22 protein-coding genes and 1 pseudogene are annotated in these 26,675 nt (G+C 71.0%); 14 read left to right on the top strand and 9 right to left on the bottom strand.

The window, feature by feature from the left end; genetic code table 11:
- The first annotated feature begins 36 nt into the window (after positions 1–36).
- From tsf to M8J73_RS29180, 5 genes are all read left to right on the top strand, one after another.
- Positions 37–873, top strand: coding sequence for a translation elongation factor Ts (tsf, locus tag M8J73_RS29200; protein ID WP_249829279.1), 837 nt, complete (start codon positions 37–39; stop codon positions 871–873).
- Between the two features lie 190 nt (positions 874–1,063).
- Positions 1,064–1,822 carry a UMP kinase gene (pyrH, locus tag M8J73_RS29195; protein ID WP_055541417.1) on the top strand — a complete coding sequence of 253 codons (759 nt, stop codon included), beginning with the start codon at positions 1,064–1,066 and terminating at the stop codon, positions 1,820–1,822.
- A gap of 155 nt (positions 1,823–1,977) precedes the next feature.
- A complete protein-coding gene (gene frr, locus M8J73_RS29190; protein ID WP_055517210.1) occupies positions 1,978–2,535 on the top strand; it encodes a ribosome recycling factor in 558 nt (185 codons plus the stop codon).
- The gene (locus M8J73_RS29185; RefSeq protein WP_107424084.1) at positions 2,535–3,662 is read left to right on the top strand and encodes a phosphatidate cytidylyltransferase; all 1,128 of its coding nucleotides are present in this window, start codon (positions 2,535–2,537) and stop codon (positions 3,660–3,662) included. The genes frr and M8J73_RS29185 overlap by 1 nt, the downstream gene beginning before the upstream one ends.
- A gap of 225 nt (positions 3,663–3,887) precedes the next feature.
- Positions 3,888–4,337 (top strand): SRPBCC family protein, encoded by a 450-nt coding sequence (locus M8J73_RS29180; protein WP_055541419.1) that lies wholly within the window; start codon positions 3,888–3,890, stop codon positions 4,335–4,337.
- Positions 4,338–4,435: 98 nt separating this feature from the next.
- On the opposite strand, the gene M8J73_RS29175 is transcribed toward M8J73_RS29180, so the two are convergent.
- Complete coding sequence (locus tag M8J73_RS29175) at positions 4,436–7,801, bottom strand: S8 family serine peptidase (protein WP_157873282.1); 3,366 nt, start codon at positions 7,799–7,801, stop codon at positions 4,436–4,438.
- 284 nt (positions 7,802–8,085) lie between these two features.
- On the opposite strand from M8J73_RS29175, the gene rlmN reads away from it, so the two are divergent.
- From rlmN to M8J73_RS29150, 5 genes are all read left to right on the top strand, one after another.
- Positions 8,086–9,192, top strand: coding sequence for a dual-specificity RNA methyltransferase RlmN (gene rlmN, locus M8J73_RS29170; protein WP_055541421.1), 1,107 nt, complete (start codon positions 8,086–8,088; stop codon positions 9,190–9,192).
- 309 nt (positions 9,193–9,501) lie between these two features.
- The gene (locus M8J73_RS29165) at positions 9,502–10,581 is read left to right on the top strand and encodes a thiamine ABC transporter substrate-binding protein (RefSeq protein ID WP_055541422.1); all 1,080 of its coding nucleotides are present in this window, start codon (positions 9,502–9,504) and stop codon (positions 10,579–10,581) included.
- Entirely contained in the window at positions 10,557–12,299 is a 1,743-nt protein-coding gene (locus M8J73_RS29160) for an ABC transporter permease (RefSeq protein WP_206187978.1), read from the top strand. The genes M8J73_RS29165 and M8J73_RS29160 overlap by 25 nt, the downstream gene beginning before the upstream one ends.
- Entirely contained in the window at positions 12,299–13,333 is a 1,035-nt protein-coding gene (locus M8J73_RS29155) for an ABC transporter ATP-binding protein (RefSeq protein ID WP_055541423.1), read from the top strand. The genes M8J73_RS29160 and M8J73_RS29155 overlap by 1 nt, the downstream gene beginning before the upstream one ends.
- 11 nt (positions 13,334–13,344) lie before the next feature.
- Positions 13,345–14,160 carry a maleylpyruvate isomerase family mycothiol-dependent enzyme gene (locus M8J73_RS29150; protein WP_055541424.1) on the top strand — a complete coding sequence of 272 codons (816 nt, stop codon included), beginning with the start codon at positions 13,345–13,347 and terminating at the stop codon, positions 14,158–14,160.
- 96 nt (positions 14,161–14,256) lie between these two features.
- Here M8J73_RS29150 and M8J73_RS29145 read toward each other — a convergent pair whose 3' ends face one another.
- The 7 genes and pseudogenes from M8J73_RS29145 to M8J73_RS29115 all read right to left on the bottom strand — a co-directional run bounded on the left by M8J73_RS29145 (position 14,257) and on the right by M8J73_RS29115 (position 21,556).
- Positions 14,257–14,967: an LAETG motif-containing sortase-dependent surface protein gene (locus tag M8J73_RS29145; protein ID WP_055541425.1), complete on the bottom strand. Its 711-nt coding sequence runs from the start codon at positions 14,965–14,967 to the stop codon at positions 14,257–14,259.
- A 192-nt stretch (positions 14,968–15,159) separates the two neighbouring features.
- Positions 15,160–16,284, bottom strand: a complete 1,125-nt coding sequence (locus tag M8J73_RS29140) for an LOG family protein (protein ID WP_055541426.1) — start codon at positions 16,282–16,284, stop codon at positions 15,160–15,162.
- Between the two features lie 56 nt (positions 16,285–16,340).
- Positions 16,341–16,748 carry a VOC family protein gene (locus M8J73_RS29135; RefSeq protein ID WP_055541427.1) on the bottom strand — a complete coding sequence of 136 codons (408 nt, stop codon included), beginning with the start codon at positions 16,746–16,748 and terminating at the stop codon, positions 16,341–16,343.
- A gap of 148 nt (positions 16,749–16,896) precedes the next feature.
- Positions 16,897–18,183, bottom strand: a complete 1,287-nt coding sequence (locus M8J73_RS29130; RefSeq protein WP_055541428.1) for a hypothetical protein — start codon at positions 18,181–18,183, stop codon at positions 16,897–16,899.
- Positions 18,184–18,722: 539 nt separating this feature from the next.
- Positions 18,723–19,442: pseudogene (locus M8J73_RS29125) on the bottom strand (ABC transporter ATP-binding protein); the annotation flags it as partial.
- Positions 19,443–19,635: 193 nt separating this feature from the next.
- The gene (locus M8J73_RS29120; RefSeq protein ID WP_055537939.1) at positions 19,636–21,000 is read right to left on the bottom strand and encodes an aspartate aminotransferase family protein; all 1,365 of its coding nucleotides are present in this window, start codon (positions 20,998–21,000) and stop codon (positions 19,636–19,638) included.
- A 19-nt stretch (positions 21,001–21,019) separates the two neighbouring features.
- Entirely contained in the window at positions 21,020–21,556 is a 537-nt protein-coding gene (locus tag M8J73_RS29115) for an Lrp/AsnC family transcriptional regulator (RefSeq protein WP_079049258.1), read from the bottom strand.
- A gap of 178 nt (positions 21,557–21,734) precedes the next feature.
- On the opposite strand from M8J73_RS29115, the gene M8J73_RS29110 reads away from it, so the two are divergent.
- The 3 genes from M8J73_RS29110 to M8J73_RS29100 all read left to right on the top strand — a co-directional run bounded on the left by M8J73_RS29110 (position 21,735) and on the right by M8J73_RS29100 (position 25,420).
- Positions 21,735–23,171, top strand: coding sequence for a gamma-aminobutyraldehyde dehydrogenase (locus tag M8J73_RS29110; protein WP_055537938.1), 1,437 nt, complete (start codon positions 21,735–21,737; stop codon positions 23,169–23,171).
- Positions 23,172–23,223: 52 nt separating this feature from the next.
- Positions 23,224–24,417, top strand: a complete 1,194-nt coding sequence (locus M8J73_RS29105; protein ID WP_055537937.1) for an ABC transporter substrate-binding protein — start codon at positions 23,224–23,226, stop codon at positions 24,415–24,417.
- Positions 24,418–24,631: 214 nt separating this feature from the next.
- Complete coding sequence (locus M8J73_RS29100; protein ID WP_055543155.1) at positions 24,632–25,420, top strand: SGNH/GDSL hydrolase family protein; 789 nt, start codon at positions 24,632–24,634, stop codon at positions 25,418–25,420.
- 115 nt (positions 25,421–25,535) lie between these two features.
- Here the strand turns inward: M8J73_RS29100 and M8J73_RS29095 are convergent, their stop codons facing one another.
- Positions 25,536–26,111, bottom strand: coding sequence for a PadR family transcriptional regulator (locus tag M8J73_RS29095; protein ID WP_055543154.1), 576 nt, complete (start codon positions 26,109–26,111; stop codon positions 25,536–25,538).
- A gap of 141 nt (positions 26,112–26,252) precedes the next feature.
- On the opposite strand from M8J73_RS29095, the gene M8J73_RS29090 reads away from it, so the two are divergent.
- The gene (locus M8J73_RS29090; protein ID WP_055543153.1) at positions 26,253–26,645 is read left to right on the top strand and encodes a nuclear transport factor 2 family protein; all 393 of its coding nucleotides are present in this window, start codon (positions 26,253–26,255) and stop codon (positions 26,643–26,645) included.
- Positions 26,646–26,675: the final 30 nt, after the last annotated feature.

The raw sequence follows: 26,675 nt of genomic DNA, 5'->3' as shown, positions 1-26,675 counted from the left end.
CCGATCTCCCAGACTTCGAGAAAGACTCACAGACTCATGGCGAACTACACCGCCGCCGACGTCAAGAAGCTCCGCGAGCTCACCGGCGCCGGCATGATGGACTGCAAGAAGGCGCTGGACGAGGCCGAGGGCAACGTCGACAAGGCCGTCGAGGCGCTCCGCATCAAGGGCCAGAAGGGCGTCGCCAAGCGCGAGGGCCGCTCCGCCGAGAACGGCGCCGTGGTCTCCCTCATCGCCGACGACAACACCTCCGGTGTCCTCGTCGAGCTGAAGTGCGAGACGGACTTCGTCGCCAAGGGTGACAAGTTCCAGGCCGCCGCCAACGCGATCGCCGCGCACGTCGCCGCGACCTCCCCCGCGGACCTCGAGGCCCTGCTCGCCTCCGAGATCGAGGCCGGCAAGACCGTCCAGGCGTTCGTGGACGAGGCCAACGCCAACCTCGGCGAGAAGATCGTCCTGGACCGCTTCGCGCAGTTCGCCGACGGTTTCGTCTACGCCTACATGCACCGCACCATGCCCGACCTGCCCCCGCAGATCGGTGTCCTGGTCGAGCTGGACAAGGCCGACGCCGACCTGGCCAAGGGTGTCGCCCAGCACATCGCCGCCTTCGCGCCGAAGTACCTCTCCAAGGAGGACGTGCCGGCCGAGGTCGTCGAGTCCGAGCGCCGTGTCGCCGAGGAGACCACCCGCGCCGAGGGCAAGCCCGAGGCCGCCCTGCCGAAGATCGTCGAGGGTCGCCTCAACGGCTTCTTCAAGGACGCCACGCTGCTCGGTCAGCCGTACGCGCTCGACAACAAGAAGTCCGTCCAGAAGGTCCTGGACGAGGCCGGTGTCACCCTGAAGCGCTTCACGCGCATCAAGGTCGGCATCTGAGTCCGTACCGCGACGGACGTCCGGTCCCGATAGGGTCGGAAGCAGTCGTTCGCGTACGCCGTCGCACGCGCGCGTGTGACGGACGACAGCAGATCTGACGAGGAGGCCATTGCCGCGCATGGGATGCGAACATCACCCCACCGGCAATGGCCTTCTTCGTATGTGCGACACGTAAAGAGGCGAGATCTCCATGACCCCCAAGCCCCAGAAGAGCGACGACGGCAAATTGAGCGGCCGGTTTCTGCTGAAGCTGTCCGGAGAGGCGTTCTCCGGGGGCGGTGGCCTCGGCGTCGACCCCGACGTGGTGCACGCGATCGCCCGGGAGATCGCCGCCGTCGTCCGTGACGGCGCGGAGATCGCCGTCGTCATCGGCGGCGGCAACTTCTTCCGCGGCGCCGAACTCCAGCAGCGCGGCATGGACCGAGCCCGCTCCGACTACATGGGCATGCTCGGCACGGTCATGAACTGCCTCGCCCTCCAGGACTTCCTGGAGAAGGAAGGCATCGACAGCCGGGTCCAGACCGCCATCACCATGGGCCAGGTGGCCGAGCCGTACATTCCGCTGCGCGCCGTGCGCCACCTGGAGAAGGGCCGCGTGGTCATCTTCGGCGCCGGTATGGGCATGCCGTACTTCTCCACCGACACCACCGCCGCCCAGCGCGCCCTGGAGATCGACGCCCAGGCGCTGCTGATGGGCAAGAACGGCGTGGACGGGGTCTACGACTCCGACCCCAAGACCAACCCGGACGCGGTCAAGTTCGACTCCCTCGGCTACGGCGAGGTCATCACCCGCGAACTCAAGGTCGCGGACGCCACCGCCATCACGCTCTGCCGCGACAACAAGCTCCCGATCCTCGTGTTCGAGCTTCTCAAGGAGGGCAATATCGCGCGGGCCGTCAAGGGTGAGAAGATCGGCACTCTCGTGGGTGATCAGGGAAGCCGGGCCTGACCGGGTCCTTCCCCTGCCCGGGGGACGGAGCCTGACCGGGGGATGGACAATGTCCTACCGGTCGGGAACCGTGCAGGAACAAGACGCGACGCAGCCGGCCGCCGACGTGACCAAGTACAGCAGCCGGGCCTACTCAAGACACGCAGGAGCAAGTGGTGATCGAAGAGACCCTCCTCGAGGCCGAGGAGAAGATGGAGAAGGCCGTCGTCGTCGCCAAGGACGACTTCGCCGCGATCCGTACCGGTCGTGCGCACCCGGCGATGTTCAACAAGATCGTGGCCGACTACTACGGCGCGCTGACGCCGATCAACCAGCTGGCTTCGTTCTCCGTGCCGGAGCCGCGCATGGCGGTGGTGACCCCGTTCGACAAGACCGCGCTGCGCAACATCGAGCAGGCGATCCGCGACTCGGACCTGGGCGTCAACCCCAGCAATGACGGCAACATCATCCGTGTGGTGTTCCCCGAGCTCACCGAGGAGCGCCGCCGCGAGTTCATCAAGGTCGCCAAGACCAAGGGTGAGGACGCCAAGGTCTCGATCCGTTCCGTGCGCCGCAAGGCCAAGGACGCCATCGACAAGCTCGTCAAGGACGGCGAGGTCGGCGAGGACGAGGGCCGCCGTGCGGAGAAGGAGCTCGACGACACCACCGCGAAGTACGTCGCCCAGGTGGACGAGCTGCTCAAGCACAAGGAAGCCGAGCTCCTCGAGGTCTGATGAACGACTCTTCCTGGGGGGCGCCGCCACAAGCCGGGTACTGGGCGGCGACCGACCGGGGACCTGTCCAGGGGCATGCCCCGGCGGGTCCCCCGTACGATGCGACTGAGGCCCAGCATCCGATGCAGACTCAGCCCATGCCCATCGTGCCCGACGTACCCGCGCATGGCGGGAACCAGGACGACGACCGGGGGGCCGCCCGGCAGGCCGGTCCCCTGTTCCGTGACGAGACGCCGTCGGCGCACCCCCATGGGGCGGCGCCGCAGAAGCCGGAGCCCATGCCCGACGCCCCTCAGCCCGCCCCGCAGAAGAAGAGTGCGGGCCGTGACCTGAGCGCCGCCATAGGGGTCGGTGTCGGGCTCGGCGTGGTCATCGTCGCGTCGCTGTTCATCGTCAAGGCCGTCTTCGTCGGCGTGATAGCGGTCGCCGTCGTGGTCGGCCTGTGGGAGCTCACCTCGCGCCTGCAGGAACGCAAGGGCATCAAGGCGCCGCTCGTGCCGCTCGCGGTCGGTGGTGCAGCCATGGTCGTCGCCGGGTATGTGCGCGGGCCGGAGGGCGCGTGGGTGGCCATGGCGCTGACCGCGCTCGCCGTCCTCGTGTGGCGGATGACGGAACCGCCGGAGAACTACCTGAAGGACGTCACGGCGGGCGTCTTCGCCGCGTTCTACGTGCCGTTCCTCGCCACGTTCGTCGCGCTGATGCTCACCGCGGACGACGGACCGCAGCGGGTTCTCACGTTCCTGGTGCTGACCGTGGTCAGCGACACGGGCGCGTACGCCGTCGGCTGGCGCTTCGGCAAGCACAAGCTCGCCCCCCGCATCAGCCCCGGCAAGACCCGCGAGGGACTGCTCGGCGCGGTCGCCTTCGCCATGGTCGCGGGCGCACTGCTCATGCAGTTCGTCATCGACGGCGGCGCATGGTGGCAGGGCCTGCTCCTGGGCCTCGCCGTCGCCGCCAGCGCCACCCTCGGTGACCTCGGCGAGTCGATGATCAAGCGGGACCTCGGCATCAAGGACATGGGCACACTGCTGCCGGGCCACGGCGGGATCATGGACCGGCTGGACTCGCTGCTGCCGACGGCCCCGGTGGTCTGGTTGCTGCTGGTGCTGTTCGTGGGCTCCGGCTGACCGGAACGCCCCACGGGTACGCGGTGTCACGCGGGCCCCCGACCTGGACGACAAGGCGGGGGCCCGTCGCCGTTTGCCCGGCTCAGCGGTGAAGCGGGGTCCGACAGCCTGCACTCGTGTCTGAACTCGTGCCTGTGCTCGTGTCTGCGGCCGTGGCCGTGGCCTCGGCCGTGGTCGAGTGGGACGATTTCCTCAGGGGGACCACGTCGAAAGGGGGCGGGCAACATGTCCGACTTCCGTCAATCGATCGACATCGACCGCCGCCCGGAGGACGTCTGGGCGTATGTCAGCGACCTCTCCCATCTGCCCGAGTGGCAGGAGAGCGCGGTCGCGAGCGAGCCGCTGGACACCGACCCCGTCGGCGTCGGCTCCCGGGTGCGCGTCACCCGGCACTTCGGCCGCCGGAACATTCCGATGACCATGCGATTCACCGAGTACGAGCCGCCGCGCGCCTGGAGCCTGGAGGGCATCGACGGGCCCGTCCGCACTCATGTGCACGGGGAGATCACCCCGCTCGACCAGGGCCGACGCTCCCGGGTCACCGTCGAGGTCGGCTTCGACGGCCGCGGCATCGGCAAGGTCCTCGTCCCCCTCGTCGTACGGCCCCAGGTCCGCAAGGAGCTGCCGCGCAACGAGATGCATCTGAAGGACCGTCTGGAGCACGGGTCAGCGTAGCGGCCGACGGATCCGGCCCGGCCCCCGTGGTGCGGGAACCGGGCCGGAGCGGGCGGCGGTGTCGGGGGACCCGCGACGGTCCGCGCCCCCGAGTCACCTCACTTGGCGAGCCGGTACGCGTTGGTGATCGTCTGGCGCACGGTGTTGCCGCTCTTGTCCTTCAGGTCCACCAGGAAGGACACGGCCTTGGCACTCGCCGGATGCTTCACGCTGACCGAGCGCGCCCCCTTCGCGTCGGTCTTCACGGCCAGCGTCCTCCAGGTCTTGCCCCCGTCGAACGAGACCTTCACGGTGAGCGCGGCGACCTGCCCGGCCGCGGCGGCCGCGCCTCTCACCTTCAGCGGCACTGTGAGGGTGCCACCCGCAGGGGCGGTCCCGCTCAGGCTCAGTTTCGGCGTGAAACGCACCGCCGACAGCGGCAGCGCCACCGTCCGGTTCGGGGCCGGCCGCACCGAGTTGAACGTCCACACCCCGGCGACCTTGGTACTGGTGGAGGTGTCCGCCGTGGAGCGCTTCGCCTCGACCGTCAGACGGTACGCGGCGGACGCTGCGGGAACCTCGGCGGTCAACATGTCCGTCGCCGGGCCCTCGCCGAGGATCCGGCCGCCGGACTCCAGCCGGGCGGTGCCGCCGGTGACGGCCGAGAACCCCGGGTTGCCGCTGCCGTCGGTGAACAGCGGGATCATCGCGCTGATGGTGTCACCGGTCCGCTCGGCGCCCTGACCGTCGAGCCCACCGGGCGGGAGATCGGGGCCGACCACCGCGGTGTTGAACTTCAGCGTCTGACTGGAGCCCGGCTTGTAGGTGATCCGGTCCTTCCGGTAGATCATGCGCGGCTCGCCGCGCGCGTCGAGCTGGGTGGCCGTCCAGGACCAGCGCACTCCGGCGGTGCTGAGGTAGTGCGTGGTGGACAGCGGCAGCTTCTGCTGCTGTGGTTCGAGGGGCATGCTGTTCCCGAGCTCGTCCAGCGGCCTGATGTCGACGCGGCCCTTGGCCCCGGTCACGGAGGCGCCGAAGCCGAGCTTCACCTCGGCGACCTCGGCCCGGGTGACGGTGCGGTTCAGGCCGGTGAAGAAGCTGCCCTTGCGGTTGAAGGCGAACCGGTAGTCGACGTTCTTGCCGGCCGCGCCCGGCCTCTTCCACACACCGTTGTACTGGGCCCGCAGCGTCGGGGACGCCGGGCCGAGGGCGGCGGTGCGGATCGGCGGCACTCCGTCGGTGAACCAGGAGTTGCCCGAGCCCAATGCCTCGTCGTAGTAGCTGACGACGGAGGTGACCAGCTTCGCGGCCTTGTCCGGGGCCTTCACGGCGAGCGGCTTCGCCTTGCGGGAGTCGAGGGTGACCTTGACGTCCTTGGTCACCTCCAGCACTGGCTGCACGAAGAAGCCCAGCTCGTTGTCCTCGGCGAAGACCAGGCTGTCCAGGTGGTAGGAGCCCTTGCGCAGCCGCTGGACCACCGTGCCGTTCGGGCGGCTCGGCAGCTCCACGTAGCCGCCGTCCCCGTCACGGCGGGTGATCACCGTCGCGTACGTCTGCGCGTTCGCCCCGTCGGCGTCGATGTGCCGCACGGTGACGTCGTACGACTCGACCTCGCGCTCCACCACCAGACCGGTGCGCACCTCCTGGCCGTCTCCCGATGCCAGCACCGTGCCGCCGAAGACACCGTCGACGGTGCCCTTGCGGGTGTCGGCGGTGACGGTGGTCTTCGCGGTGCCGCCGGCCGGAACGGTCAGCTGGGTGTCCTTGACGGTGAACATGCCGGCGGGGGCGGGGCCGCCCGACGGACCCGTCGCGGCGACGGTCAGTTTCAGGGTGACGGCACGGGTGCCGAGGTTGCGGTAGGTGAGGGTCTTGGCGACCGGCTTGTCGTCGGTGTGCGGCCAGGACTGCAGGCCGAAGCCGAGGGAGCCCGGCTCGGCGGCGACCAGGGCGGTGGCGGCGCGCTCCAGGTCCACCCGGCCCGCGCCCTGCTGATGAGCGTGCAGCCGCGGATTCGGCTTGGCCGAGCCGGTCAGGACCGTCTTCAGCCGGGCTCCGCTCCAGTCCGGGTGCTGCTGGAGCAGCAGGGCGGCGGCGCCCGCGACATGCGGGGCGGCCATGGACGTACCGGTCTGGGCGACGTACCCCTCATCGGAGGGCTGTTCGCTCTGCGTGGTCAGGGCGGCGGTGATCTCGACACCGGGGCCGGTGATGTCCGGCTTGGGTGTGCCGTCGCGGTTCGGGCCGAGGCTGGAGAAGTCGCCGAGCTGATCCTGCTTGTCCACGGCACCTACGGTGAGCGCCGCGGGGGCGCTGCCGGGCGACTGGATGGAACCGGGCCCGTCGCCGCCCTTGTTGCCGGCGGACACCACGAACAGCGCCTTGCCGGAGAGCCGGGCGACGGCGGCCTCCATCGGGTCGAGGCCCGGCTCGTCGCCACCGCCGAGGCTCATGTTGACGATCTGTGCGCCCTGGTCGACGGCCCACTGCATGCCGGCGACGATGCCCGAGATGCCGCCGAGGCCGTCGTCGGCGAGGACCTTGCCGTCGAGCAGCTTTACGTCGGGCGCCACGCCCTTGAAGCGGCCGCCGGACTTCGCGCCGCTGCCGGCCACGATGGAGGCCACGTGGGTGCCGTGCCCGTAGCGGTCCTTGACGTCGGGGGTCCCGCTGAAGTTCTTCTGGGCGATCTCCAGGCCCTTGAGGTCCGGATGGGTCTGGTCGACACCCGAGTCCAGGACCGCCACCTTGACGCCCTTGCCGGTGTAACCGGACTTCCACATGACGGGCGCGCCGATCTGCGGCACGCTCTCGGCGAGGCTGGCCCGGACCTTGGCGTCCAGCCACACATGGGCGAGAGCCCGTGCGGGGGCCGCCGCACCGCCTGCCGCAGGGGCCGGGGAGCGGCCGGTGACGGCCGCCCACAGCGCCGGGGCGTCGGCCTTGGGCGCCTCGAAGGCCTCGCCGTCGACGGCCGGCAGCGCCTGGCGCTCCCGCACGGCCACGCCCGCGAACCGGTCGCGGGCGGGGGCGGACGGTTTCGCCTCGGCACCGTCCCGCCGGTAGCCGACGATCAGCGGCAGCGTGCCGCGGTGCGCGTCGTCGTACCCGTCCTCGACCAGCCGCGCGACGTCGAACAGTTGCCGGTCGAGCAGTCCGTCGGCGATCGGGCGCAGGGCGTCCTGCGGGACGACATAGGTGTGCCCGGCCTCACGCCGGACCGAGAAGCCGATCTTTTCGCGACCCTTGCCGCGGGTGAGCCCGACGACCTGACCGTCGGAGCCGACGGTCACACGATCGCCGGTGATCAAGGTGACGGTCGCCGCCGACTGGGACTCGGCCGTGGTCTCGGCCCCGCCCTGCGCGCCGCCGACGGCGGGCGCCGCCTCCGCTCCTAATGCCAAGGCCGGCTGCGCTCCAGACGCCGACACCGCCCCCGTGACCATGGCCCCGGCCATCACGCCGACCAGCGCCACCGTCCTCACGCGTCCTACGGATCCCACTCGCGTCCCCCCGTTCCCGTGTGCGTTCTCCGGTATCACGCGCACAACAGGTGCTCGGTTCTCGGTGAGGGCACATCAGTGCGAGGGGGATCGCGACGGGATGGGGTGAGCCGGGGACGTGCAGGGCCCGGTCCTTGTTTGCTGGGGCCGAGCCGTCTGCGGGCCGTCCGCGAGGGGGCGGCGACGAGCGGAGACGATCGGCTACGACCACCATGAGCGACTCGCCCCCCGGGTCACACAATTTGATCTGCGACACTGGGTGGGTTATGCCGAAGCCCGGAGAACTCACTTTCGTCGCCCCCCGCGGAGCCAAGAAGCCGCCGCGGCATCTTGCCGATCTCACGCCCGCCGAGCGCAAGGACGCGGTGGCGGCGATCGGGGAGAAGCCGTTTCGCGCCAAGCAGCTCTCGCAGCACTACTTCGCGCGGTACGCGCACGCCCCGGAGCAGTGGACCGACATCCCCGCCGGTGCGCGCACCAAGCTCCAGGAGGCGCTGCTTCCGGAGCTGATGACGGTCGTCCGGCATCTGTCGACGGACCAGGAGACCACCCGCAAGACGCTGTGGCGGCTGTTCGACGGGACGCTCGTCGAGTCCGTGCTGATGCGGTACCCGGACCGGGTCACCATGTGCATCAGCTCGCAGGCGGGGTGCGGCATGAACTGCCCCTTCTGCGCCACCGGCCAGGCCGGGCTCGACCGGAACCTGTCCACCGCCGAGATCGTCCACCAGATCGTGGACGGGATGCGGGCGCTCCGCGACGGGGAGATCCCCGGGGGGCCCGCCCGGCTCTCCAACATCGTCTTCATGGGGATGGGCGAGCCGCTCGCCAACTACAACCGCGTCGTCGGCGCCATCCGCCGGCTCACCGACCCGGAGCCGGACGGGCTCGGGCTCTCGCAGCGCGGGATCACCGTGTCGACCGTCGGGCTGGTGCCGGCGATCCACCGGTTCGCCGACGAGGGCTTCAAGTGCCGGCTCGCCATCTCGCTGCACGCCCCCGACGACGAGCTGCGCGACACCCTCGTACCGGTCAACACCCGGTGGAAGGTGCGCGAGGTCCTCGACGCCGGATGGGAGTACGCCGCGAAGTCCGGGCGGCGGCTGTCCATCGAGTACGCGCTGATCCGGGACATCAACGACCAGGCCTGGCGCGGTGACCGGCTGGGCCGGCTGCTCAAGGGCCGGCCGGTGCACGTCAACCTCATCCCGCTGAACCCGACGCCCGGCTCGAAGTGGACCGCGTCGCGGCCCGAGGACGAGAAGGCGTTCGTGGAGGCCATCGCCGCCCACGGGGTGCCGGTGACCATCCGGGACACCCGGGGTCAGGAGATCGACGGGGCCTGCGGCCAGCTCGCGGCCACCGAGCGGTAGCCGACAGCGGCTTACTCCAAGGCGGCAGCCGTCGGCTCACGCCAAAGCGGCCGCCGGCTCACGCCAACCGCCGAGGAGTCGGAATCCGGCCACGGGGTAGTGTGACCTTCGTACACATCTTCATATTCCGACAGGGGAGCGCCACAGCGCTGAGAGTGCGGCATCCAGGCCGCAGACCCTCTGAACCTCGCCCAGGTCATTCTGGGTAGGAAGTTCGGTCTTCACTCAAGCTGTTGCGCCCTGCCCGGGAACCGCCGAGGTTCCCGGGCAGGGCCGCGTCTCTTCCTGGTCACCCCCAGGAGGACATCAGTGCACATCAGAACGTTCGTCGCCGCGGCCGTCGGCCTCGGCCTCGTCACGCTGTCCGCATGCGGTTCGTCGTCGTCCGACGACGCCGGGTCGGGCGGCTCCAAGACCGTCACCCTCGTCAGCCACGGCTCCTTCGGCTACTCCAAGGACGTGCTGAAGGCGTTCGAGAAGGAGTCCGGCTACAAGGTCAAGGTCCTCAAGAGCGGCGACGCCGGCCAGGCCGTCAACCAGGCGATCCTGACCAAGGACAACCCGCAGGGCGACGTCTTCTTCGGCGTCGACAACACCCTGCTGTCCCGCGCGCTCGACAACGGCCTCTTCCAGCCGTACGAGTCGAAGGGCCTCGACAAGGTCGGCGCCGCCTACCAGCTCGACAAGGACAGGCACCGGGTCACGCCCATCGACTCCGGTGACATCTGCGTCAACTACGACAAGGCGTACTTCAGCGAGAAGAAGATCGCGCCGCCGCAGACGTTCGACGATCTGGTCAAGCCCGAGTACAAGAACCTCCTCGTCACCGAGAACGCCTCGACCTCCTCACCCGGCCTCGGTTTCGTCCTCGGTACGGCCGCGAAGTACGGCGACGGGGGCTGGGAGGGCTACTGGAAGAAGCTCAAGGCCAACGGCGTCAAGGTCGTCGACGGCTGGGAGCAGGCCTACTACCAGGAGTTCTCCGGGTCGACGGACGGCAAGAAGGCGGGGGGCGACCGGCCCCTCGTCGTGTCGTACGCCTCCTCGCCGCCCGCCGAGGTCATCTACGCCAAGCCGCGTCCGAAGACCGCGCCCACCGGCGTCGCCACCGGCACCTGCTTCCGGCAGATCGAGTTCGCGGGGCTGCTGAGCAACGCGCGCAACGCCGAGGGCGGCAAGGCGCTCATCGACTTCCTGATCTCGAAGAGGTTCCAGGAGGACATGCCGCTCAACATGTTCGTGTACCCGGTGGTCGAGGGCGCGTCGGTGCCGGCCGACTTCGCCGAGTACGGACCGGCCGCGAAGGACCCGGAGACCATGGCGCCGGCGAAGATCGCCGAGAACCGTGACGAGTGGGTCAAGTCATGGACCTCGCTCGTACTGAAGTAGCCAAGGAGCCTCCCGGGCCGGCGGAGGCCGTGCCCCGGCGGGGGTCCCGCGGGGGCGGCGCGGCGCGGCTCGGGCTGATGGCCCTGCCCGTCGCGTTCTTCGGGGTGTTCTTCGCCTACCCGGTGGCCGCGATCGTCGTCCGGGGGCTGAAGACCGAGGGGCGTGGCGGGGGCTGGCAGTTCGGGCGGATCGCGGAGGTGCTGGGGGACTCCGGGATCCGGCACGTGCTGTGGTTCACCACCTGGCAGGCGCTCGTCTCGACCGCGCTCACCCTGTTGCTCGCGCTCCCCGGCGCGTATGTGTTCGCGCGCTTCGATTTCAGGGGCAAGGACATCCTGCGGGCGGTCGTGACCGTACCGTTCGTGCTGCCGACCGTGGTCGTCGGTACGGCGTTCCTGGCGCTGGTCGGGCGCGGGGGACTGCTCGACGAGCTGGGGGGCGTACGGCTGGACACCACCGTGTGGGCGATCCTGCTCGCACACGTGTTCTTCAACTATGCGGTCGTCGTCCGAACCGTCGGCGGGCTGTGGGCCCAGCTCGACCCGCGGCAGGAGGAGGCCGCGCGGATGCTCGGGGCGTCCCCGCTCGGTGCCTGGCGGAAGGTGACCCTGCCGGCGCTCGGGCCCGCCGTGGCCGCCGCCGCCCTGATGGTCTTCCTCTTCACCTTCACCTCGTTCGGGGTGGTGCAGATCCTCGGCGGGCCGACCTTCTCCACGCTCGAAGTGGAGATCTACCGGCAGACCTCGGAGATCTTCGACCTGACGACGGCCGCCGTGCTGACGCTCGTGCAGTTCGTCGCGGTCGGGCTGATCCTCGCCGTGCACGCCTGGACCGTGCGGCGGCGGGAGACCGCGCTGCGGCTGGTCGACGCCTCGCTCACTTCACGGCGGCCGCGAGGAGCCGGGCAGTGGGCGCTGCTGACCGGGGTCCTCGCCACGGTGGTCGTGCTGATCCTCCTGCCGCTGGGCGTCCTCGTCGAGCGGTCGCTCGACGCACCGGGATTCGGCTACTACAAGGCGCTGACCAGCGACGACAGCGGGATCTTCCTGGTGGCGCCGATCGAGGCGATCGGCAACTCGCTCAGCTACGCGTGCGCCGCGACCGCCATCGCCGTCCTCGTGGGTGGGCTCGCGGCGGCCGCCCTCACCCTGCGCACCCGCCCCCGCGGCGACGGGAAGACCCCGGTGACCGACCGTCTCGTCCGGGGCTTCGACGCGCTGCTCATGCTGCCGCTCGGGGTGTCCGCCGTGACCGTCGGCTTCGGCTTCCTGATCGCACTGGACGAACCGCCGCTCGACCTGCGCAGCTCCTGGATCCTGGTGCCCCTCGCCCAGGCTCTGGTGGGCGTCCCCTTCGTCGTACGGACCATGCTGCCCGTGCTGCGGGCCGTGGACGAACGGCTGCGCGAGGCGGCGGCCGTCCTCGGGGCGTCTCCGTGGCGGGTGTGGCGCGAGGTCGACCTGCCGCTCGTACGGCGGGCCCTGCTGATCGCGGCCGGGTTCGCCTTCGCCGTCTCGCTCGGTGAGTTCGGGGCGACCGTGTTCATCGCGCGCGCCGACAACCCGACCCTGCCGGTCGCCGTGGCCCGGCTGCTCGGCAGGCCGGGCGACCTCAACTACGGCCAGGCCATGGCCCTTTCGACGATTCTGATGGTGGTGTGCGCGGTGGCCCTGCTGGTCCTGGAGCGCCTCCGCACCGATCGCACGGGGGAGTTCTGATGTTGCTGAGGATCGAGGGCGCGACCGTACGGTTCGACGGGCGGCCCGTGCTCGACGGGGTCGATCTGGGCGTCGCCGAACACGAGATCGTGTGTGTGCTGGGGCCGAGCGGCAGCGGCAAGTCGACCCTGTTGCGGGCGGTCGCCGGGCTTCAGCCCCTCGACGCCGGACGGGTGTCGCTGGACGGGCGCGACCAGTCGGGCGTCCCGGCGCACAAGCGCGGGGTCGGCCTGATGTTCCAGGACCACCAGCTGTTCCCGCAGCGGGACGTCGCGGGCAACGTCGCCTTCGGACCCCGGATGCACGGCGCCGCCAAGGACGAACGTGCCGCCCGCGTCAGGGAGTTGCTGGAGCTGGTCGGACTGCCCGGGGCCGCGCGCCGCCGGGTCGGGGAGCTGTCCGGCGGTGAGCAGCAACGGGTCGCGCTGGCCCGCGCCCTCGCGCCGCGCCCCCGGCTGCTCATGCTCGACGAACCCCTCGGCCAGCTGGACCGCTCACTGCGGGAACGACTCGTCGTCGAACTCCGGGAACTGTTCGCCGAGTTGGGCACCACCGTCCTGGCGGTCACACACGACCAGGGGGAGGCGTTCGCGCTGGCCGACCGGGTCGTGGTGATGCGCGACGGACGGATCGCCCAGACCGGCACGCCCCTTGAGGTGTGGCAGCACCCGGCGGACGAGTTCGTGGCCCGCTTCCTCGGCTTCGACAACGTGGTCGACGCGACGGTGACCGGCCAGGCCGCCGACACCCCCTGGGGCAAGGTGCCGGTGCCCGAGGGCTCGCCGCAGGGGCCGGGCGCGCTGCTGGTGCGGCCCGCCGGGGTACGGCTGGTCGACGCCGCCGACGGACTGCGCTGCACCGTGGCCGCACGCACCTTCCGGGGCACCCATGTCGCCGTGCACCTCCAGCCCGAGGGCGCGCCACGACTGGAGGCAGCGTGCGCGCTGCGGGACGCGCCGGACCCCGGCGACCAGGTGGGCGTGGCCTTCGACGCCGCCGAAATCCTCGTGCTCGGCGGTGACCCGGCCGCATAGGGTCCACCACCATGACCCCGCGTACCCGTGAACCCCAGGCCCGTCATGAGCGCTACTGCGCCGAGATCGAGCACCAGCTACGGCAGTTGAGGGACGTCGTGACCTCCGGCGCGGACCTCTCGGCGACCGTGCCCACCTGCCCCGACTGGACGCTGGAACAGCTCGTCCGGCACACCGGCGGCTCCCTGCGCTGGGTCGAACTCAACGTACGGACGCGGGCGGAGGAGGAGGTGCCCGAGGAACGGGTGCCGCTGTACGACGGCCCCGACAAACAGGGGGACCCGGCCGAGCTGGACGCCTGGCTCGCCCGGACGGGGGAGGAACTCCTCGCCACGCTGCGGGAGGCCGGGCCCGGGGCACCGGTGTGGTCCTGGGGCTGGGAGCGGACCGCCGGGTTCTGGGCCCGCCGGATGACCCATGAACTGGTCGTCCACCGGGCCGACGCGACCCTCGCCGCCGGGCTGCCGTACGAGGTGGCGCCCGAGATCGCCGCCGACGCGATCGACGAGTGGCTGGAGATCGTCGAGTTCGTCCAGCGGACCCAGCCGCACGACGCGGCCGCCGAACTGCGCGGCCCCGGCCGCAGCATCCACCTCCACGCCACCGACGCCCCCGCCGACGTGACGGCCGAGTGGTTCGTCGATCTGACCGAGAAGGGCGTGCGCTGGCGGCACGGCCACGAGAAGGCGACCGTCGCGCTGCGCGGCCCGCTCACCGAGGTGCTGCTCGCCTTCTACCGCCGGCTGCCCCCGGACGGCGGTCGCCTGGAGGTCCTGGGCGACCGGGAGCTGCTGGACTTCTGGCTGGAGCGCGCGACCTTCGGGTGAGCCGCGTGGGCGGGCCGCTCGGCGCGGGCCCCCGACACGCGTGCGGCCCGCGCCCCTCACCGAGGAGCACAGACCGCACGGCCGTACGAGGACGGGTCAGCGCATGGAGGACCCGCGGCGCCGCATGCTGTAGAACACGGCACTGACGCCGAGGGCGACCAGGACCGCCGCGACACCGGCTATGGGACCGGTGTCGGAGTCCGCTCCGGTCTCGGCGAGGTTGGAGTCACCCTCGGGGGAGGGCAGGTTGTTGGTGCCGCCCGAACCCGCGGGCGTGCCGCTCTCCGAGGGGGACGGCGTGGGGGCCTTCCCCTCCTCGGCCGGCTTTCCCGGCTCCTCCTCGGCGGGCTTCCCCGGCTTCTCGGGCTTCTCCGGCTTGTCGTCGGAGGCGGGCGGGGTGTCGTCCGCCTTCTTGCAGGACTTGTCGGGCGCGACCAGGATCGGCAGGTCCTCGTCGACGTACTTGTCCGCCGCGATGTGGATGCGGTACTCGGCCTTCGGCTTCCAGTTCTCGTCGAAGGTGACGGTCACACCCTCGGCCGTGGAGCCCTCGATGACCTGGGTGCCGACCTTGCGCAGGTCGGCCCCGTTGTTCTCCAGGTAGACGGTGACCTCGGCCGGGACGCCCAACGGGTCCACGTCGGTCACACGGATGACGCCCTTGCCGCCGTCGCACTCCGCCACGGCGGAGAAGTCCTTGATGGTGCAGGCCATGGCATTGCCGGCGACGCCGAACACGAGTGCGGCGGAAGCGGAGGCGACACCGAGACAGCGCGCTGCTCGCGCGATGCGGGGAGATGTGGACACGTTTGCCCTTCACGAGGAGCACAGGGGGTGGGGGTGACGGAGGCGCCGCCGGTGAAGCGGCTTCCCCATGTGCCTCACAGGTTTATAAGCGCGGCATAAGTACTGTCAATCCGAAGAAGTGTCCGAGCCGTTGGCTTTGCCCATTGATGAACAGCCCATGCGTTTACTCCCGGTTCGCCGCACCGTCCGCTCTCATCCGCGGAGCCGCTCCAGCGCCTCGGGGGCGTCCTCGATCCGGTCGACCAGTGCGATCCGGGACTCCATGGAACGGTCACGGGCCAGGGAGCTGAGCAGGGGCCAGGTGGGGAGCCTCTCCGTCCAGTGGACGCGGTCGACGAGGACCATGGGGGTCGGTTCGCCGCGGGACTCGTAGTAGTTGGGGGTGGCGTTGTCGAAGATCTCCTGGACGGTGCCGGCGGCGCCGGGCAGGAAGACGACGCCGTGGTCGCAGCGGGCGAGGAGGCCGTCCTCGCGGGTGGCGTTGGCGAAGTACTTGGCGATGTGGGAGGCGAACGGGTTCGGCGGTTCGTGGCCGTAGAACCAGGTGGGGATGCCCACGGAGGTGCCACCCTTGGGCCAGCGGGTGCGCACCTCGAAGGCGGCGCTCGCCCAGTCGGTGATCGACGGCGTGAACTCCGGTGCCTTCGCCAGCAGTCGCAGGGCGTCGGCGAGCATCGCGTCGTCGTGCGGGGCGGCGTAGGCGCCGAGGTTGGCGGCCTCCATCGCGCCCGGGCCACCGCCGGTGGCGACCGTGAGACCGGAGCGGGCGAGGTTCCGGCCGAGGCGGGCGGCACCCTCGTACGCCGCGGTGCCGCGGGCCATCGCGTGGCCGCCCATCACCCCCACCACCCGTGCTCCCACGAGCAGTTCGTCGAGCGCGTCGGAGACGGAGTCGTCGTGGACGGCCCGCAGCGTGGAGGCGAAGATGTCCCGGTCGGCCTTGGTCCGCTGGAACCAGGCGTAGGAGCGGGCGTCCGGCGTCGCCTCGTAACCGCCCTCCGCCAGGGACGCGAACAGCTCGTCGGGGGAGTAGAGCAGGCCCCGGTACGGGTCGAAGGGCAGATCCGGTAGGGGCGGGAAGACCAGGGCGCCGTCCGCGCGGATCTTCGCCGCCGCGTCCTCGCGCATCGGGCAGCCGAGGAAGACGGCGCCCGCCGTGTCGGTGCTCAGCAGTTCGCGCGTACGGTCCGTCAGGTCGACGGCCTGGACGCGGTATCCGGTGAGGGTGCCGCGGGCCGAGACGGTCGCGTCGAACTCCTCGATCGTCTCGATCTCGCGGTCGTCATGGTGGGCCGCATGGGCGGGCATCGTCTGCACCCGCCCATGCTAGGCGCGGCCGTACCGGCGGGAGGTTTCCCTCGGAGCGTCGGGACTCAGCCCTCGATGACGTCGGGGTTCATCCACACGACCTCCCAGGTGTGGCCGTCGAGGTCGTCGAAGGCGCGGCCGTACATGAAGTCCATGTCCTGGACCTTCTCGGAGGCCGTACCGCCGGCGGCGACCGCCTTCTCCACCAGTTCGTCCACCTTCTCGCGGCTCTCGGCGCTCAGACACAGCAGCACCTGGCTGGTCCGGGTGGCGTCCGCGATCTCCTTCTTGGTGAAGGTCGCGTAGAACGGCTTGGTGAGCAGCATCGCCACGATGGTGTCGCTGATCACGACGGAGGCGGCGTTCTCGTCACTGAACTGCGGGTTGATCGAGTATCCCAGCTCCGTGAAGAACTTCTTGGAGGCGTCGAGGTCGTTCACGGGCAGGTTCACGAAGATCATCTGCTGGTACATGAGGTCTCTCCCGTAGGTGTCCGGTCGGTCCGTCGTGGGTCTCGGTCCGTTCGAGGGGGTAGACCGGGCTCTTCCGTGAAACTCATCGCCGGTCGCGGTTTTTTCGTACGAGTTCTCCGGCGCCCTCGATGCCGCCGCCGGCCGGTGGTCAGGAGGCCAGCGGGAGTGCCGCCAGCTCCGCGACCGTCCAGGTCAGCGGGCCGAAGACGGCGAGCAGGGCGCCCGCGCGGAGCAGGGCCGCCCGGCGGGGCAGGGCGGCGGGCGCCCCCATCCGCAGCAGCGCGGCGGTGGTGTCGGCGTGCGCCCGGCGGGCCTCGACGGCGGCCGTGGCGAGGGTGAGGACGGCGCAGCCGGCCACGACGAGCGCCCCCAGCAGGGTCAGCGGACCGACCGTGGGGCGCGTGCCGGAGGACAGCGTCACCATGGCGTACGCCCCGGAGGCCACCGCGCACACCACCCCGAGGGGCTGCCCGATCCGCCGGGCCTCCGCCTGCAGCACCCGCCCGGACAGCAGCCTGAGCGCCCCCGGACGTACGGCCTGGAGCAGCCGGCCGGTGAGGTGGGTGAGCCCGGGGCCGGCGAGGGCCAGGCCCAGCGCGGTCAGCAGCCAGCCGCCGAGCACCCCGGCGGGGCTGTCGGCGAAGCCCCCGGGGAGGGCGAGGGCGGAGCCGGCGTCGGACTGGCCGGCGTAGGTCTCGATGGCGAGGCCGACGGCGAGGACGGCCACGCCCCAGGGGAGGCCGCCGGGCGCGGGGCGCGGGGTCGGCGGCTGGTCCGGCTCGGCGGTCGCGGAGGTCTCCTCGTCGGGCTCCGGCTCTTCCTCGAACCTGGTCGCGCCTGCCGGTTCCCGCATCCGGCGGCGGATGCCGAAGGTGTCGTAGGCCATGAAGCGCGTCCGGGGGTTGGCGGCCCGGGTCCGGGGCCCCCGGGGCCGCAGGACCAGGGCCGTCGTCACGGACGCCACGACCGGTACCAGGGCGAGCAGGGTGAGGGCGGCCGGCAGCGGCAGGGGGCGGCCGGCGCCGAGGACGTCGGCGGCGGTGCCGTCGAAGGGCAGGCCGGTGAGGTCGCCGCGCAGATGGAGGAAGAAGACGAGCAGGGCGAGCAGGGAGCCCAGGGTGGTGGACAGGGCCGTCGTCACGGCGGAGACGGCCATGAGGCGGACCGGGCCGAGGCCGATGGCGGACAGGCCGGGGCGTGGCCGGGTGCCGGGGTCGGTCCGGGCGACCGCCACCGCGAAGTGGATCGTGGCGGCGGCGGGAGCGAGGCACCAGAGCAGCCTCAGCAGCGAGCCGGAGGAGGCGTCCGGGTGGGACAGGGCGTAGCCGAGGGTGCACAGCAGCAGGAACCCCGTGCCGCCGGAGGCCGCTGCGACGAGCAGTCGGCGGAGCTGGACGACGGGGTGGGCGCGGCGGGCTAGACGGAGAGCGAGCACGCGGCCCGGCCTCCTCCCTCGGCGGCGGACGGGCGGTCCCCTTTGCCGGAGCCGCCGTCCCGTGCGGCCGTTCGTCCGCCCCCCTCGGCGCCCTCGGCGGCGGTGGCGGTCGGCGGGTCGGTTCGGGCATCGCCCGGCCGACCGGAGGGGGTGGCGGTCGTCCGCTCGGCCTCGGCGGCGGGCCGGCTGCCGTCCCCGGCGGCGTGCCGGGCCTTGCCCACGGTGGTGGCGAGGCGCTCGCCCTCGGCGGCGGACCGCGTCTCACCGCGCGCGGCGGACCGCGCCTGACCGCGCGCGGAGGTGCGGCCGTCGTCCCGTGCGGTGGTGAGGCCTTCCCCGCGCGCTGCGGGGGTGCGGCCTTCCTCCCGCGCGGGGGTGCCGCCCTCCTCCCGTGCGGCGGTGCGGCCGCCCTCGCGCGTGGTGGTCCGGCCGTCCCCGCGCGCGGCGGCGCGACTGTCCTCCCGCGCAGGGGTCCGGCTCTCCCTGCGCACGGCGGGCCGGCTCTCCCCGCGCACGGCGGTCCGGCTCTCCCCGCGCCTGGCGGGCCTCGGTTCGCCGTCGGTGGTGGACGGGAGGTGGACGGTCTTCACGCATCGGCCGTCCAACAGGGTCACCGTGCGGTCGGCGAGGGCGGCGGTCTCCGCGTCGTGGGTGGCGAGGACGACCGTGATCGCGTGCGAGCGGGCGGCCGCGGTGAGCGTGCGCAGCACGTGGGAGCGCTCGGCGCGGTGCAGCGGGGCGGTCGGCTCGTCGGCGAAGAGCACGGTGGGCGCGGCGACCAGGGCGCGGGCGACGACCACCCGCTGGCGCTCGGACTGCAGCAGGGCGTGCGGCCGCTTGCGGGCCGTGTCGCGGATGTCGAGGCGCTCAAGCCACTCCAGGGCGGCGGCCTTGGCGGCCCGGCGGCCCGTGCCGCGCAGCATCAGCGGCAGGGCGGTGTTCTCCCAGACGTTCAGCTCGGGGACGAGCGCGGGCTCCGGGTCGATCCAGCCGAAGCGGTCACGGCGCAGCCGCTCCCGAGAGACCGTCCCCATGGTGTGCACCGGGATGCTGTTGAACCACACCTCGCCCTGCTGGGGCCGCAGCTGGCCGGACAGACAGCGCAGGAGGGTGGTCTTGCCGCTGCCGCGCGGACCGGTCACGGCGAGGATCTCGCCCTCCCGCACGCCCATCGACACGCCTTGCAGCGCGGGCGAGCCGTCGTGCGCGTAGGTCAGACCACGTGCCCAGAGCACGTCGTTGTCCGGCGGGGCCACCATGGGCGTACACCTCGGTTCGGATCAGGGATTGCCGTGGGGAGTCCCCCGTCCGGGGGAACGAAAGCAGGGCTGATCGGTTACCAGGCACGCTAGGCACGAGGGGTGGCGGGGCCGGACGTCACGCGGCCCGGGACGCCCCCATCTCACTCGTACGGGGGGCATCCCGGGCCGTGCGCGGCGCCCGAGGGCGGGTTTACAGCAGGGTCCATGCCTCCGTCAGCGTGGCGCGCAGGATCTGCTCGATCTCGTCGAAGGTCGACTGGTCGGAGATCAGCGGCGGGGCGAGCTGGATGACCGGGTCGCCCCTGTCGTCGGCGCGGCAGTACAGACCGTTCTCGAACAGCTTCTTCGACAGGAAGCCGTAGAGGATTCGCTCGGTCTCGGCCTCGTCGAAGCTCTCCTTCGTCGTCTTGTCCTTGACCAGCTCGATTCCGTAGAAGTAGCCGTTGCCGCGGACGTCACCGACGATCGGCAGGTCGTGGAGCTTCTCCAGCGTCGAGCGGAACGCCCCCTCGTTGTCGAGGACGTGCTGGTTGAGGCCCTCGCGCTCGAACAGGTCGAGGTTGGCGAGGCCGACGGCCGCGGAGACCGGGTGGCCGCCGAAGGTGTAGCCGTGCAGGAAGGTGTTGTCGCCCTTGTAGAAGGGGTCGGCTATGCGGTCGGAGATCACACAGGCGCCGATCGGGGAGTAGCCCGAGGTCATGCCCTTGGCGCAGGTGATCATGTCCGGGACGTAGCCGAACTTGTCGCAGGCGAACGTCGTGCCGAGGCGGCCGAAGGCGCAGATGACCTCGTCGGAGACGAGCAGCACGTCGTACTGGTCGCAGATCTCGCGGACCCGCTGGAAGTAGCCGGGCGGCGGCGGGAAGCAGCCGCCGGCGTTCTGCACGGGCTCCAGGAAGACGGCCGCGACGGTGTCCGGGCCCTCGAAGAGGATCTGCTGCTCGATCTGGTCGGCGGCCCAGCGGCCGAAGGCCTCGGGGTCGTCGCCGAAGAGCGGGGCGCGGTAGATGTTGGTGTTCGGCACCTTGTGCGCGCCGGGGACCAGCGGCTCGAAGGGGGCCTTGAGGGCGGGCAGGCCGGTGATCGACAGGGCGCCCTGGGGGGTGCCGTGGTAGGCGACCGCGCGGGAGATGACCTTGTACTTGGTGGGCTTGCCGACGAGCTTGAAGTACTGCTTGGCGAGCTTCCAGGCGGTCTCGACCGCCTCGCCGCCGCCGGTGGTGAAGAAGACCTTGTTCAGGTCGCCGGGCGCCTCGTGGGCGAGGCGTTCGGCCAGCTCGACGGCCTTCGGGTGGGCGTAGGACCACACCGGGAAGAAGGCCAGCTCCTGCGCCTGCTTGAGCGCGGTCTCCGCGAGTTCGGTGCGGCCGTGGCCCGCCTGGACCACGAAGAGACCGGCGAGACCGTCGAGGTACCGCTTGCCCTTGTCGTCGTAGATGTACGTGCCCTCGCCCCGGACGATGGTGGGGACCGGGGAGTTCTCGTACGACGACATGCGGGTGAAGTGCATCCACAGGTGGTCGTACGCGGTCTTGCTGAGGTCCTTGGGGCTCACGGCTATCGCGTCCTCACGGTTATCGGGTTCCCCACATATAGGTCTGCTTCTTGAGCTTGAGGTAGACGAAGCTCTCGGTGGAGCGCACGCCGGGCAGGGTCCGGATGCGTTTGTTGATCACCTCGAGGAGGTGGTCGTCGTCCTCGCAGACGATCTCCACCATCAGGTCGAACGAGCCCGCGGTGATCACGATGTACTCGACCTCGGACATGGCTGTCAGCGCGTCCGCGACCGGGTCGAGGTCGCCGTCGACGTTGATGCCGAGCATCGCCTGGCGCCGGAAACCCACGGTGAGCGGGTCGGTGACGGCGACGATCTGCATCACGCCCTGGTCCAGCAGCTTCTGCACGCGCTGTCGCACGGCCGCCTCGGAGAGGCCGACGGCCTTGCCGATCGCGGCGTACGGCCGGCGGCCGTCCTCCTGAAGCTGCTGGACGATGGCGAGGGAGACGGCGTCCAACTGGGGAGTGCCGTTCCTGGGCTCCTTGGAGTCCCTCCGGGGCTCGCGGGAGTCCCTCTGCTCTGCGCTTCGACTGGCCACGAGCACACTGTGCACGAGACATCGACAGTTCCGCAAGGCCGGATCGATGAAATTCGTTGTTTACAGCGCCGTAGCTTGCGGATTTCGCAGCAAGTCTGGTGTCAGGGGTGTTGAAAACGTCGGGCGGCGGATTAGGGTGGTGTCTCAAAGGATGGACACCCCCATCTGTAACCCACATCTGGAGGGCACGGCAGTGAGCACCGAGCTGCGTCGTCTGCGTAACTACATCGACGGGGAGTTCCGCGACGCGGTCGACGGACGGACCACCGAGGTGGTCAACCCCGCGACCGGCGAGGCCTACGCGACCGCGCCCCTGTCCGGCGAGGCCGACGTCGACGCGGCCATGGCCGCCGCCGCGGCCGCGTTCCCCGGCTGGCGGGACACCACCCCGGCCGAGCGCCAGAAGGCCCTGCTCAAGATCGCGGACGCGTTCGAGGAGCGGGCCGAGGAACTCATCGCGGCCGAGGTGGAGAACACCGGCAAGCCGATCGGACTGACCCGGTCCGAGGAGATCCCGCCGATGGTCGACCAGATCCGCTTCTTCGCGGGTGCGGCCCGGATGCTGGAGGGCCGCTCGGCCGGCGAGTACATGGAGGGCATGACCTCGATCGTCCGCCGTGAGCCGGTCGGCGTCTGCGCGCAGGTCGCGCCCTGGAACTACCCGATGATGATGGCCGTGTGGAAGTTCGCCCCGGCGATCGCCGCGGGCAACACGGTCGTCCTGAAGCCGTCGGACACCACGCCGGCGTCGACGGTCCTGATGGCCGAGATCATCGGGGCGATCCTCCCGAAGGGCGTCTTCAACGTCATCACCGGTGACCGTGACACGGGCCGCCTGATGGTCGAGCACTCCGTGCCCGCGATGGCGTCCATCACGGGTTCGGTACGGGCCGGCATGCAGGTCGCCGAGTCCGCGTCCAAGGACCTCAAGCGGGTCCACCTGGAGCTGGGCGGCAAGGCGCCGGTCGTCGTCTTCGAGGACACCGACATCGCCAAGGCCGTCGAGGACATCTCCGTGGCGGGCTTCTTCAACGCCGGGCAGGACTGTACGGCGGCCACCCGGGTGCTGGTGCAGGAGTCGATCCACGACGAGTTCGTGACCGCGCTGGCCAAGGCCGCCGCCGACACGAAGACCGGGCAGCCGGACGACGAGGACGTGCTGTTCGGGCCGCTGAACAACCCCAACCAGCTCAAGCAGGTCTCCGGGTTCATCGAGCGGCTGCCGGCGCACGCGCGCGTGGAGGCCGGCGGCAAGCAGGTCGGCGACAAGGGCTACTTCTTCGCGCCGACCGTCGTCTCCGGGCTGAAGCAGGACGACGAGATCATCCAGAAGGAGGTCTTCGGTCCGGTCATCACGGTGCAGTCGTTCACCGACGAGGCCCAGGCCGTCGAGTGGGCGAACGGCGTGGAGTACGCCCTCGCCTCGTCGGTGTGGACCAAGGACCACGGCCGGGCGATGCGGATGTCGAAGGCGCTGGACTTCGGATGCGTGTGGATCAACACGCACATCCCGCTGGTCGCGGAGATGCCGCACGGCGGATTCAAGAAGTCCGGGTACGGCAAGGACCTCTCGGGCTACGGGTTCGACGACTACACGCGGATCAAGCACGTGATGACGTCCCTGGACTGACGGGCGGTCGCCCTCGTTGCACGGGGTGGAGGCCGGGCGGCATGCTGCGGTGATGTTCGTACTGCGGGGCAACGTCCGTCCTCCATCCCGTCGTTCTGTTCTGCGTGCCCTCGGTTCCGGTGCGCTGGCCGGCGGGCTCGCCGGGTGCGGGGTGCCTGCCGCGTATGTCGCGCCCGGGGACCGGGCCGGACAGGACCGGTCCACCCGGGAGAAGCGGGTGAACTGGGCGAACTGGCCGTTGTACATCGACACGGATGACGCGGACGAGTCGCGCAGGCCGACCCTGGAAGCCTTCGAACGGCGCACCGGGATCCGGGTCGACTACACCGAGGAGATCAACGACAACGACGAGTTCTTCGGCAAGGTCGGCCCGGCGCTGATGAACCACCAGGACACCGGGCGCGATCTGATCGTGCTCAGCGACTGGATGTGCGCCCGGTTCGTACGGCTGGGCTGGGTGCAGGAGATGGACCGGGCGGCGCAGCCGAACGTCACCGCGCACCTCGATCCGCAACTGCGGTCGCCCGCCTTCGATCCTGGACGCGCGTTCACCGTGCCCTGGCAGTCCGGGATCACCGGCATCGCCTACAACCGGCGGAAGGTGGGCCGTGAACTGCGCCGCCTGTCCGACCTCTGGGCGGACGACCTCAAGGGGCGCGTCACCCTGCTCTCCGGGCTGGACGAGGCGTTCGCGCTGCTGATGCAGGGCAACGGCGTCGACGTCACGCGTTGGACCGCCGACGACTTCCATCGGATCTGCGACCAGGTGGAGGCCCGCGTCCGCGCGGGCCACATCCGCCGGTTCACCGGCAACGACTACATCAAGGACCTGGCGTCCGGGGACGTCCTCGCCTGCCAGGCCTACTCCGGCGATGTGATCCAGCTCCAGGCCGACGACCCGGACATCGCGTTCGTCGTCCCCGAGGAGGGTGCCGAGCTGTGGTCCGAGTCCCTGATGATCCCCGACCTGGCCCGGCACAAGACCAACGCGGAACGCCTCGTCGACCACTACTACGACCCCGAGGTCGCCGCCGAACTGGCGGCCTGGGTCACCTACGTCTGCCCCGTCCCCGCCGCCCGCGACGTCCTCGCCTCCGCCTCGGACAAGGAGACCGCCGCGCTCGCCGAGGACCCCCTGATCTTCCCCGACGACACCATGCGGTCCCGCCTCGCGATCGCCCGCGACATCACCCCGAAGGAGCGGCCCGGGTTCGCCAGGCGGTGGAACGGGATCGTGGGGTTGTGAGGGTCGGTGCCGCGGTGGCCCGTGTCGCGATGGCCCGTGTCGCGATGGCCCGTGGCGCGGTGGCCGGTGCGGGGGGTCGGGGTTGGGGGCCGATGTTGTGAGGGCCTCGGGCGCGACGCTATCTTCATAGTCAACAATGCACCTAGGCACGTAGTTGCCTAGGGGTGGTCGGTTCGCCCGTCGCGGGCGGTGTTGGCGAGGAGGCGGTCGGCCCGTGTCGAGCGGTGCGTATCTGCGGTACGTCGCCCTGGGTGACAGTCAGACCGAGGGGCTCGGGGACGGCGACGACGTGCAGGGGTTCCGGGGGTGGGCGGACCGGCTGGCCGAGCGGATCGCCCGGCACAGTCCCGGCCTGCTGTACGCGAACCTCGCCGTGCGCGGCCGCAAGGCGGGCGAGGTGCGCGCCGAGCAGCTCGCCCCGGCGCTCGCGATGCGGCCCGACCTCGCCTCCGTGGTGGCCGGCGTCAACGACGCGCTCCGCCCGAGCTGCGACCTGGACGAGGTGGCCGGTCACGTGGAGGCGATGTTCGCCGCGCTCACCGCGCAGGGCGCCACGGTCGTGACGCTCATGTTCCCCGACGTCGGCCGGATCTCGCCGATGGCCCGCCCGCTCGCCCCTCGGGTCCTCGCCCTCAACGCGCGCATCCGCGAGGCCGCCGCACGGCACGGCGTGGTGGTGGCCGAGACGGCCGCGCATCCCGTGGCGACCGACCCGAGGCTGTGGAGCGCCGACCGGCTGCACGCAGGTCCCCTCGGTCACGACCGCATCGCGGACGCCGCCGCGTACGCGCTCGGCCTGCCCGGCAGTGACGACCGCTGGACGCTGCCGCTGCCGGCCGACGAGGTGAGGGCAGCGGGACTGCGGGCCGTGGGCGCCGAGCTGCGCTGGGCCGGCTCCTTCCTCGGCCCCTGGCTGCTCCGCCGACTGCGCGGGCAGTCCTCCGGCGACGGCCGCCGACCCAAGCGCCCCGAACTGCTCCCGGTGCTCGCGGCCACGCCCTGACCGTGCACGTGGTTGAGCAGCGGCCCGGAGCGGGGCGGGCCGGGTGGTCGACCCCCGGTGCGGGCCAAGACGGGCTGTGGGGTCAGTCTTCGGTGCGCCTCGGGCGGATCGGTGGTCAGCCCTCGGCGGGGAGCGCGGCCGCGCGCTGGTCGAGGCGGCGGAGCGCCATGTCGCCCCACTGGAGGTTCTCCCGCTCGAAGGACATACCGCGCAGCAGGGTGAGGTAGGGGCCGACGCGCTCGGCCTCGGCGAAGTACGCCTCCTCCGAGCGCCCGTCGAGCAGACGCCGGCGGAGTCGCTCGTAGCGGGCCAGCTTGGCCGTGGCCCACTCCATGCGCTCGGCCACGGCCTTGCGTACGGCGTCGATGTCGCCGGCGTCCACGCACTGCACCTTGACCATCAACTCGTCCCGGATGGCGGACGGTTTGCCGAGGGGCTCGACGGTGTAGGCGTGCACGGCCGCGCGCCCGGCCTCCGTCAGCGAGAACAGCCTCTTGTTGGGGCGGCGCTGCTGCTCGATGACACGGGCCGCGACCAGCCCTTCGGCCTCCATGCGCTCCAGCTCCCGGTAGAGCTGCTGAGGGGTCGACATCCAGAAGTTGGCCACGGACGCGTCGAACGCCTTCGCGAGGTCGTACCCGGACGCCTCGCCCTCCAACAGTGCGGCCATCACCGCGTTCCGCAACGCCATGGGCCCCACGCTAGCACTGTGTGTGACTACTCAAGGAGGTGACTGACAGCCGCTTCCCTGCCTGTGGACAAGGGGGATACGGCCCTCTAGCCTGCCTCTGTCCTAATCAATTTGTTCAATATCAGCTCGTGAGGTGGACTCGTGCATCCCTTCCGCAAGGCCGTCGAGAGCGACGACATGGACGCCGTCGCCGCCCTGCTGGCCGACGACGTCGTCTTCACCAGCCCCGTCGCCTTCAAGCCGTACCCGGGAAAGGCCATCACCGCCGCGATCCTGCGGGCCGTCTCGCGCGTCTTCGAGGACTTCACCTACGTCCGTGAGATCGCCAACCCGGACGGCCGTGACCACGCCCTGGTGTTCACCGCCACCGTCGCGGGCAAGCAGTTGCAGGGCTGCGACTTCCTGCACTTCGACGAGCACGGCAAGATCGATGAGTTCACGGTGATGGTGCGGCCGCTCTCGGCCGCCCAAGCCCTCTCCGAGGCCATGGGCGCCCAGTTCGAGCGGATCGCGCAAGAGGCCGCCGAGGGGTGACCGGCGGGGCGGCGATGTGGACGAGCCGGA

The organism is Streptomyces neyagawaensis (assembly GCF_023516595.1).
Taxonomy (GTDB): domain Bacteria; phylum Actinomycetota; class Actinomycetes; order Streptomycetales; family Streptomycetaceae; genus Streptomyces; species Streptomyces neyagawaensis.
Note: the sequence above shows the minus strand (reverse complement) of the source record. Positions and strands in the feature narration are given on the sequence as shown.

Excerpts from the sequence above, each read along its gene's own strand:
- rlmN (WP_055541421.1), top strand. The coding sequence starts at position 8,086 with ATGCCGAAGCCCGGAGAACTCACTTTCGTCGCCCCCCGCGGAGCCAAG.
- M8J73_RS29105 (WP_055537937.1), top strand. The coding sequence starts at position 23,224 with ATGTTCGTACTGCGGGGCAACGTCCGTCCTCCATCCCGTCGTTCTGTT.
- M8J73_RS29160 (WP_206187978.1), top strand. The coding sequence starts at position 10,557 with ATGGACCTCGCTCGTACTGAAGTAGCCAAGGAGCCTCCCGGGCCGGCG.
- M8J73_RS29155 (WP_055541423.1), top strand. The coding sequence starts at position 12,299 with ATGTTGCTGAGGATCGAGGGCGCGACCGTACGGTTCGACGGGCGGCCC.
- M8J73_RS29185 (WP_107424084.1), top strand. The coding sequence starts at position 2,535 with ATGAACGACTCTTCCTGGGGGGCGCCGCCACAAGCCGGGTACTGGGCG.
- tsf (WP_249829279.1), top strand. The coding sequence starts at position 37 with ATGGCGAACTACACCGCCGCCGACGTCAAGAAGCTCCGCGAGCTCACC.
- M8J73_RS29095 (WP_055543154.1), bottom strand. The coding sequence starts at position 26,111 with ATGGCGTTGCGGAACGCGGTGATGGCCGCACTGTTGGAGGGCGAGGCG.
- M8J73_RS29180 (WP_055541419.1), top strand. The coding sequence starts at position 3,888 with ATGTCCGACTTCCGTCAATCGATCGACATCGACCGCCGCCCGGAGGAC.
- M8J73_RS29135 (WP_055541427.1), bottom strand. The coding sequence starts at position 16,748 with ATGTACCAGCAGATGATCTTCGTGAACCTGCCCGTGAACGACCTCGAC.
- M8J73_RS29150 (WP_055541424.1), top strand. The coding sequence starts at position 13,345 with ATGACCCCGCGTACCCGTGAACCCCAGGCCCGTCATGAGCGCTACTGC.
- pyrH (WP_055541417.1), top strand. The coding sequence starts at position 1,064 with ATGACCCCCAAGCCCCAGAAGAGCGACGACGGCAAATTGAGCGGCCGG.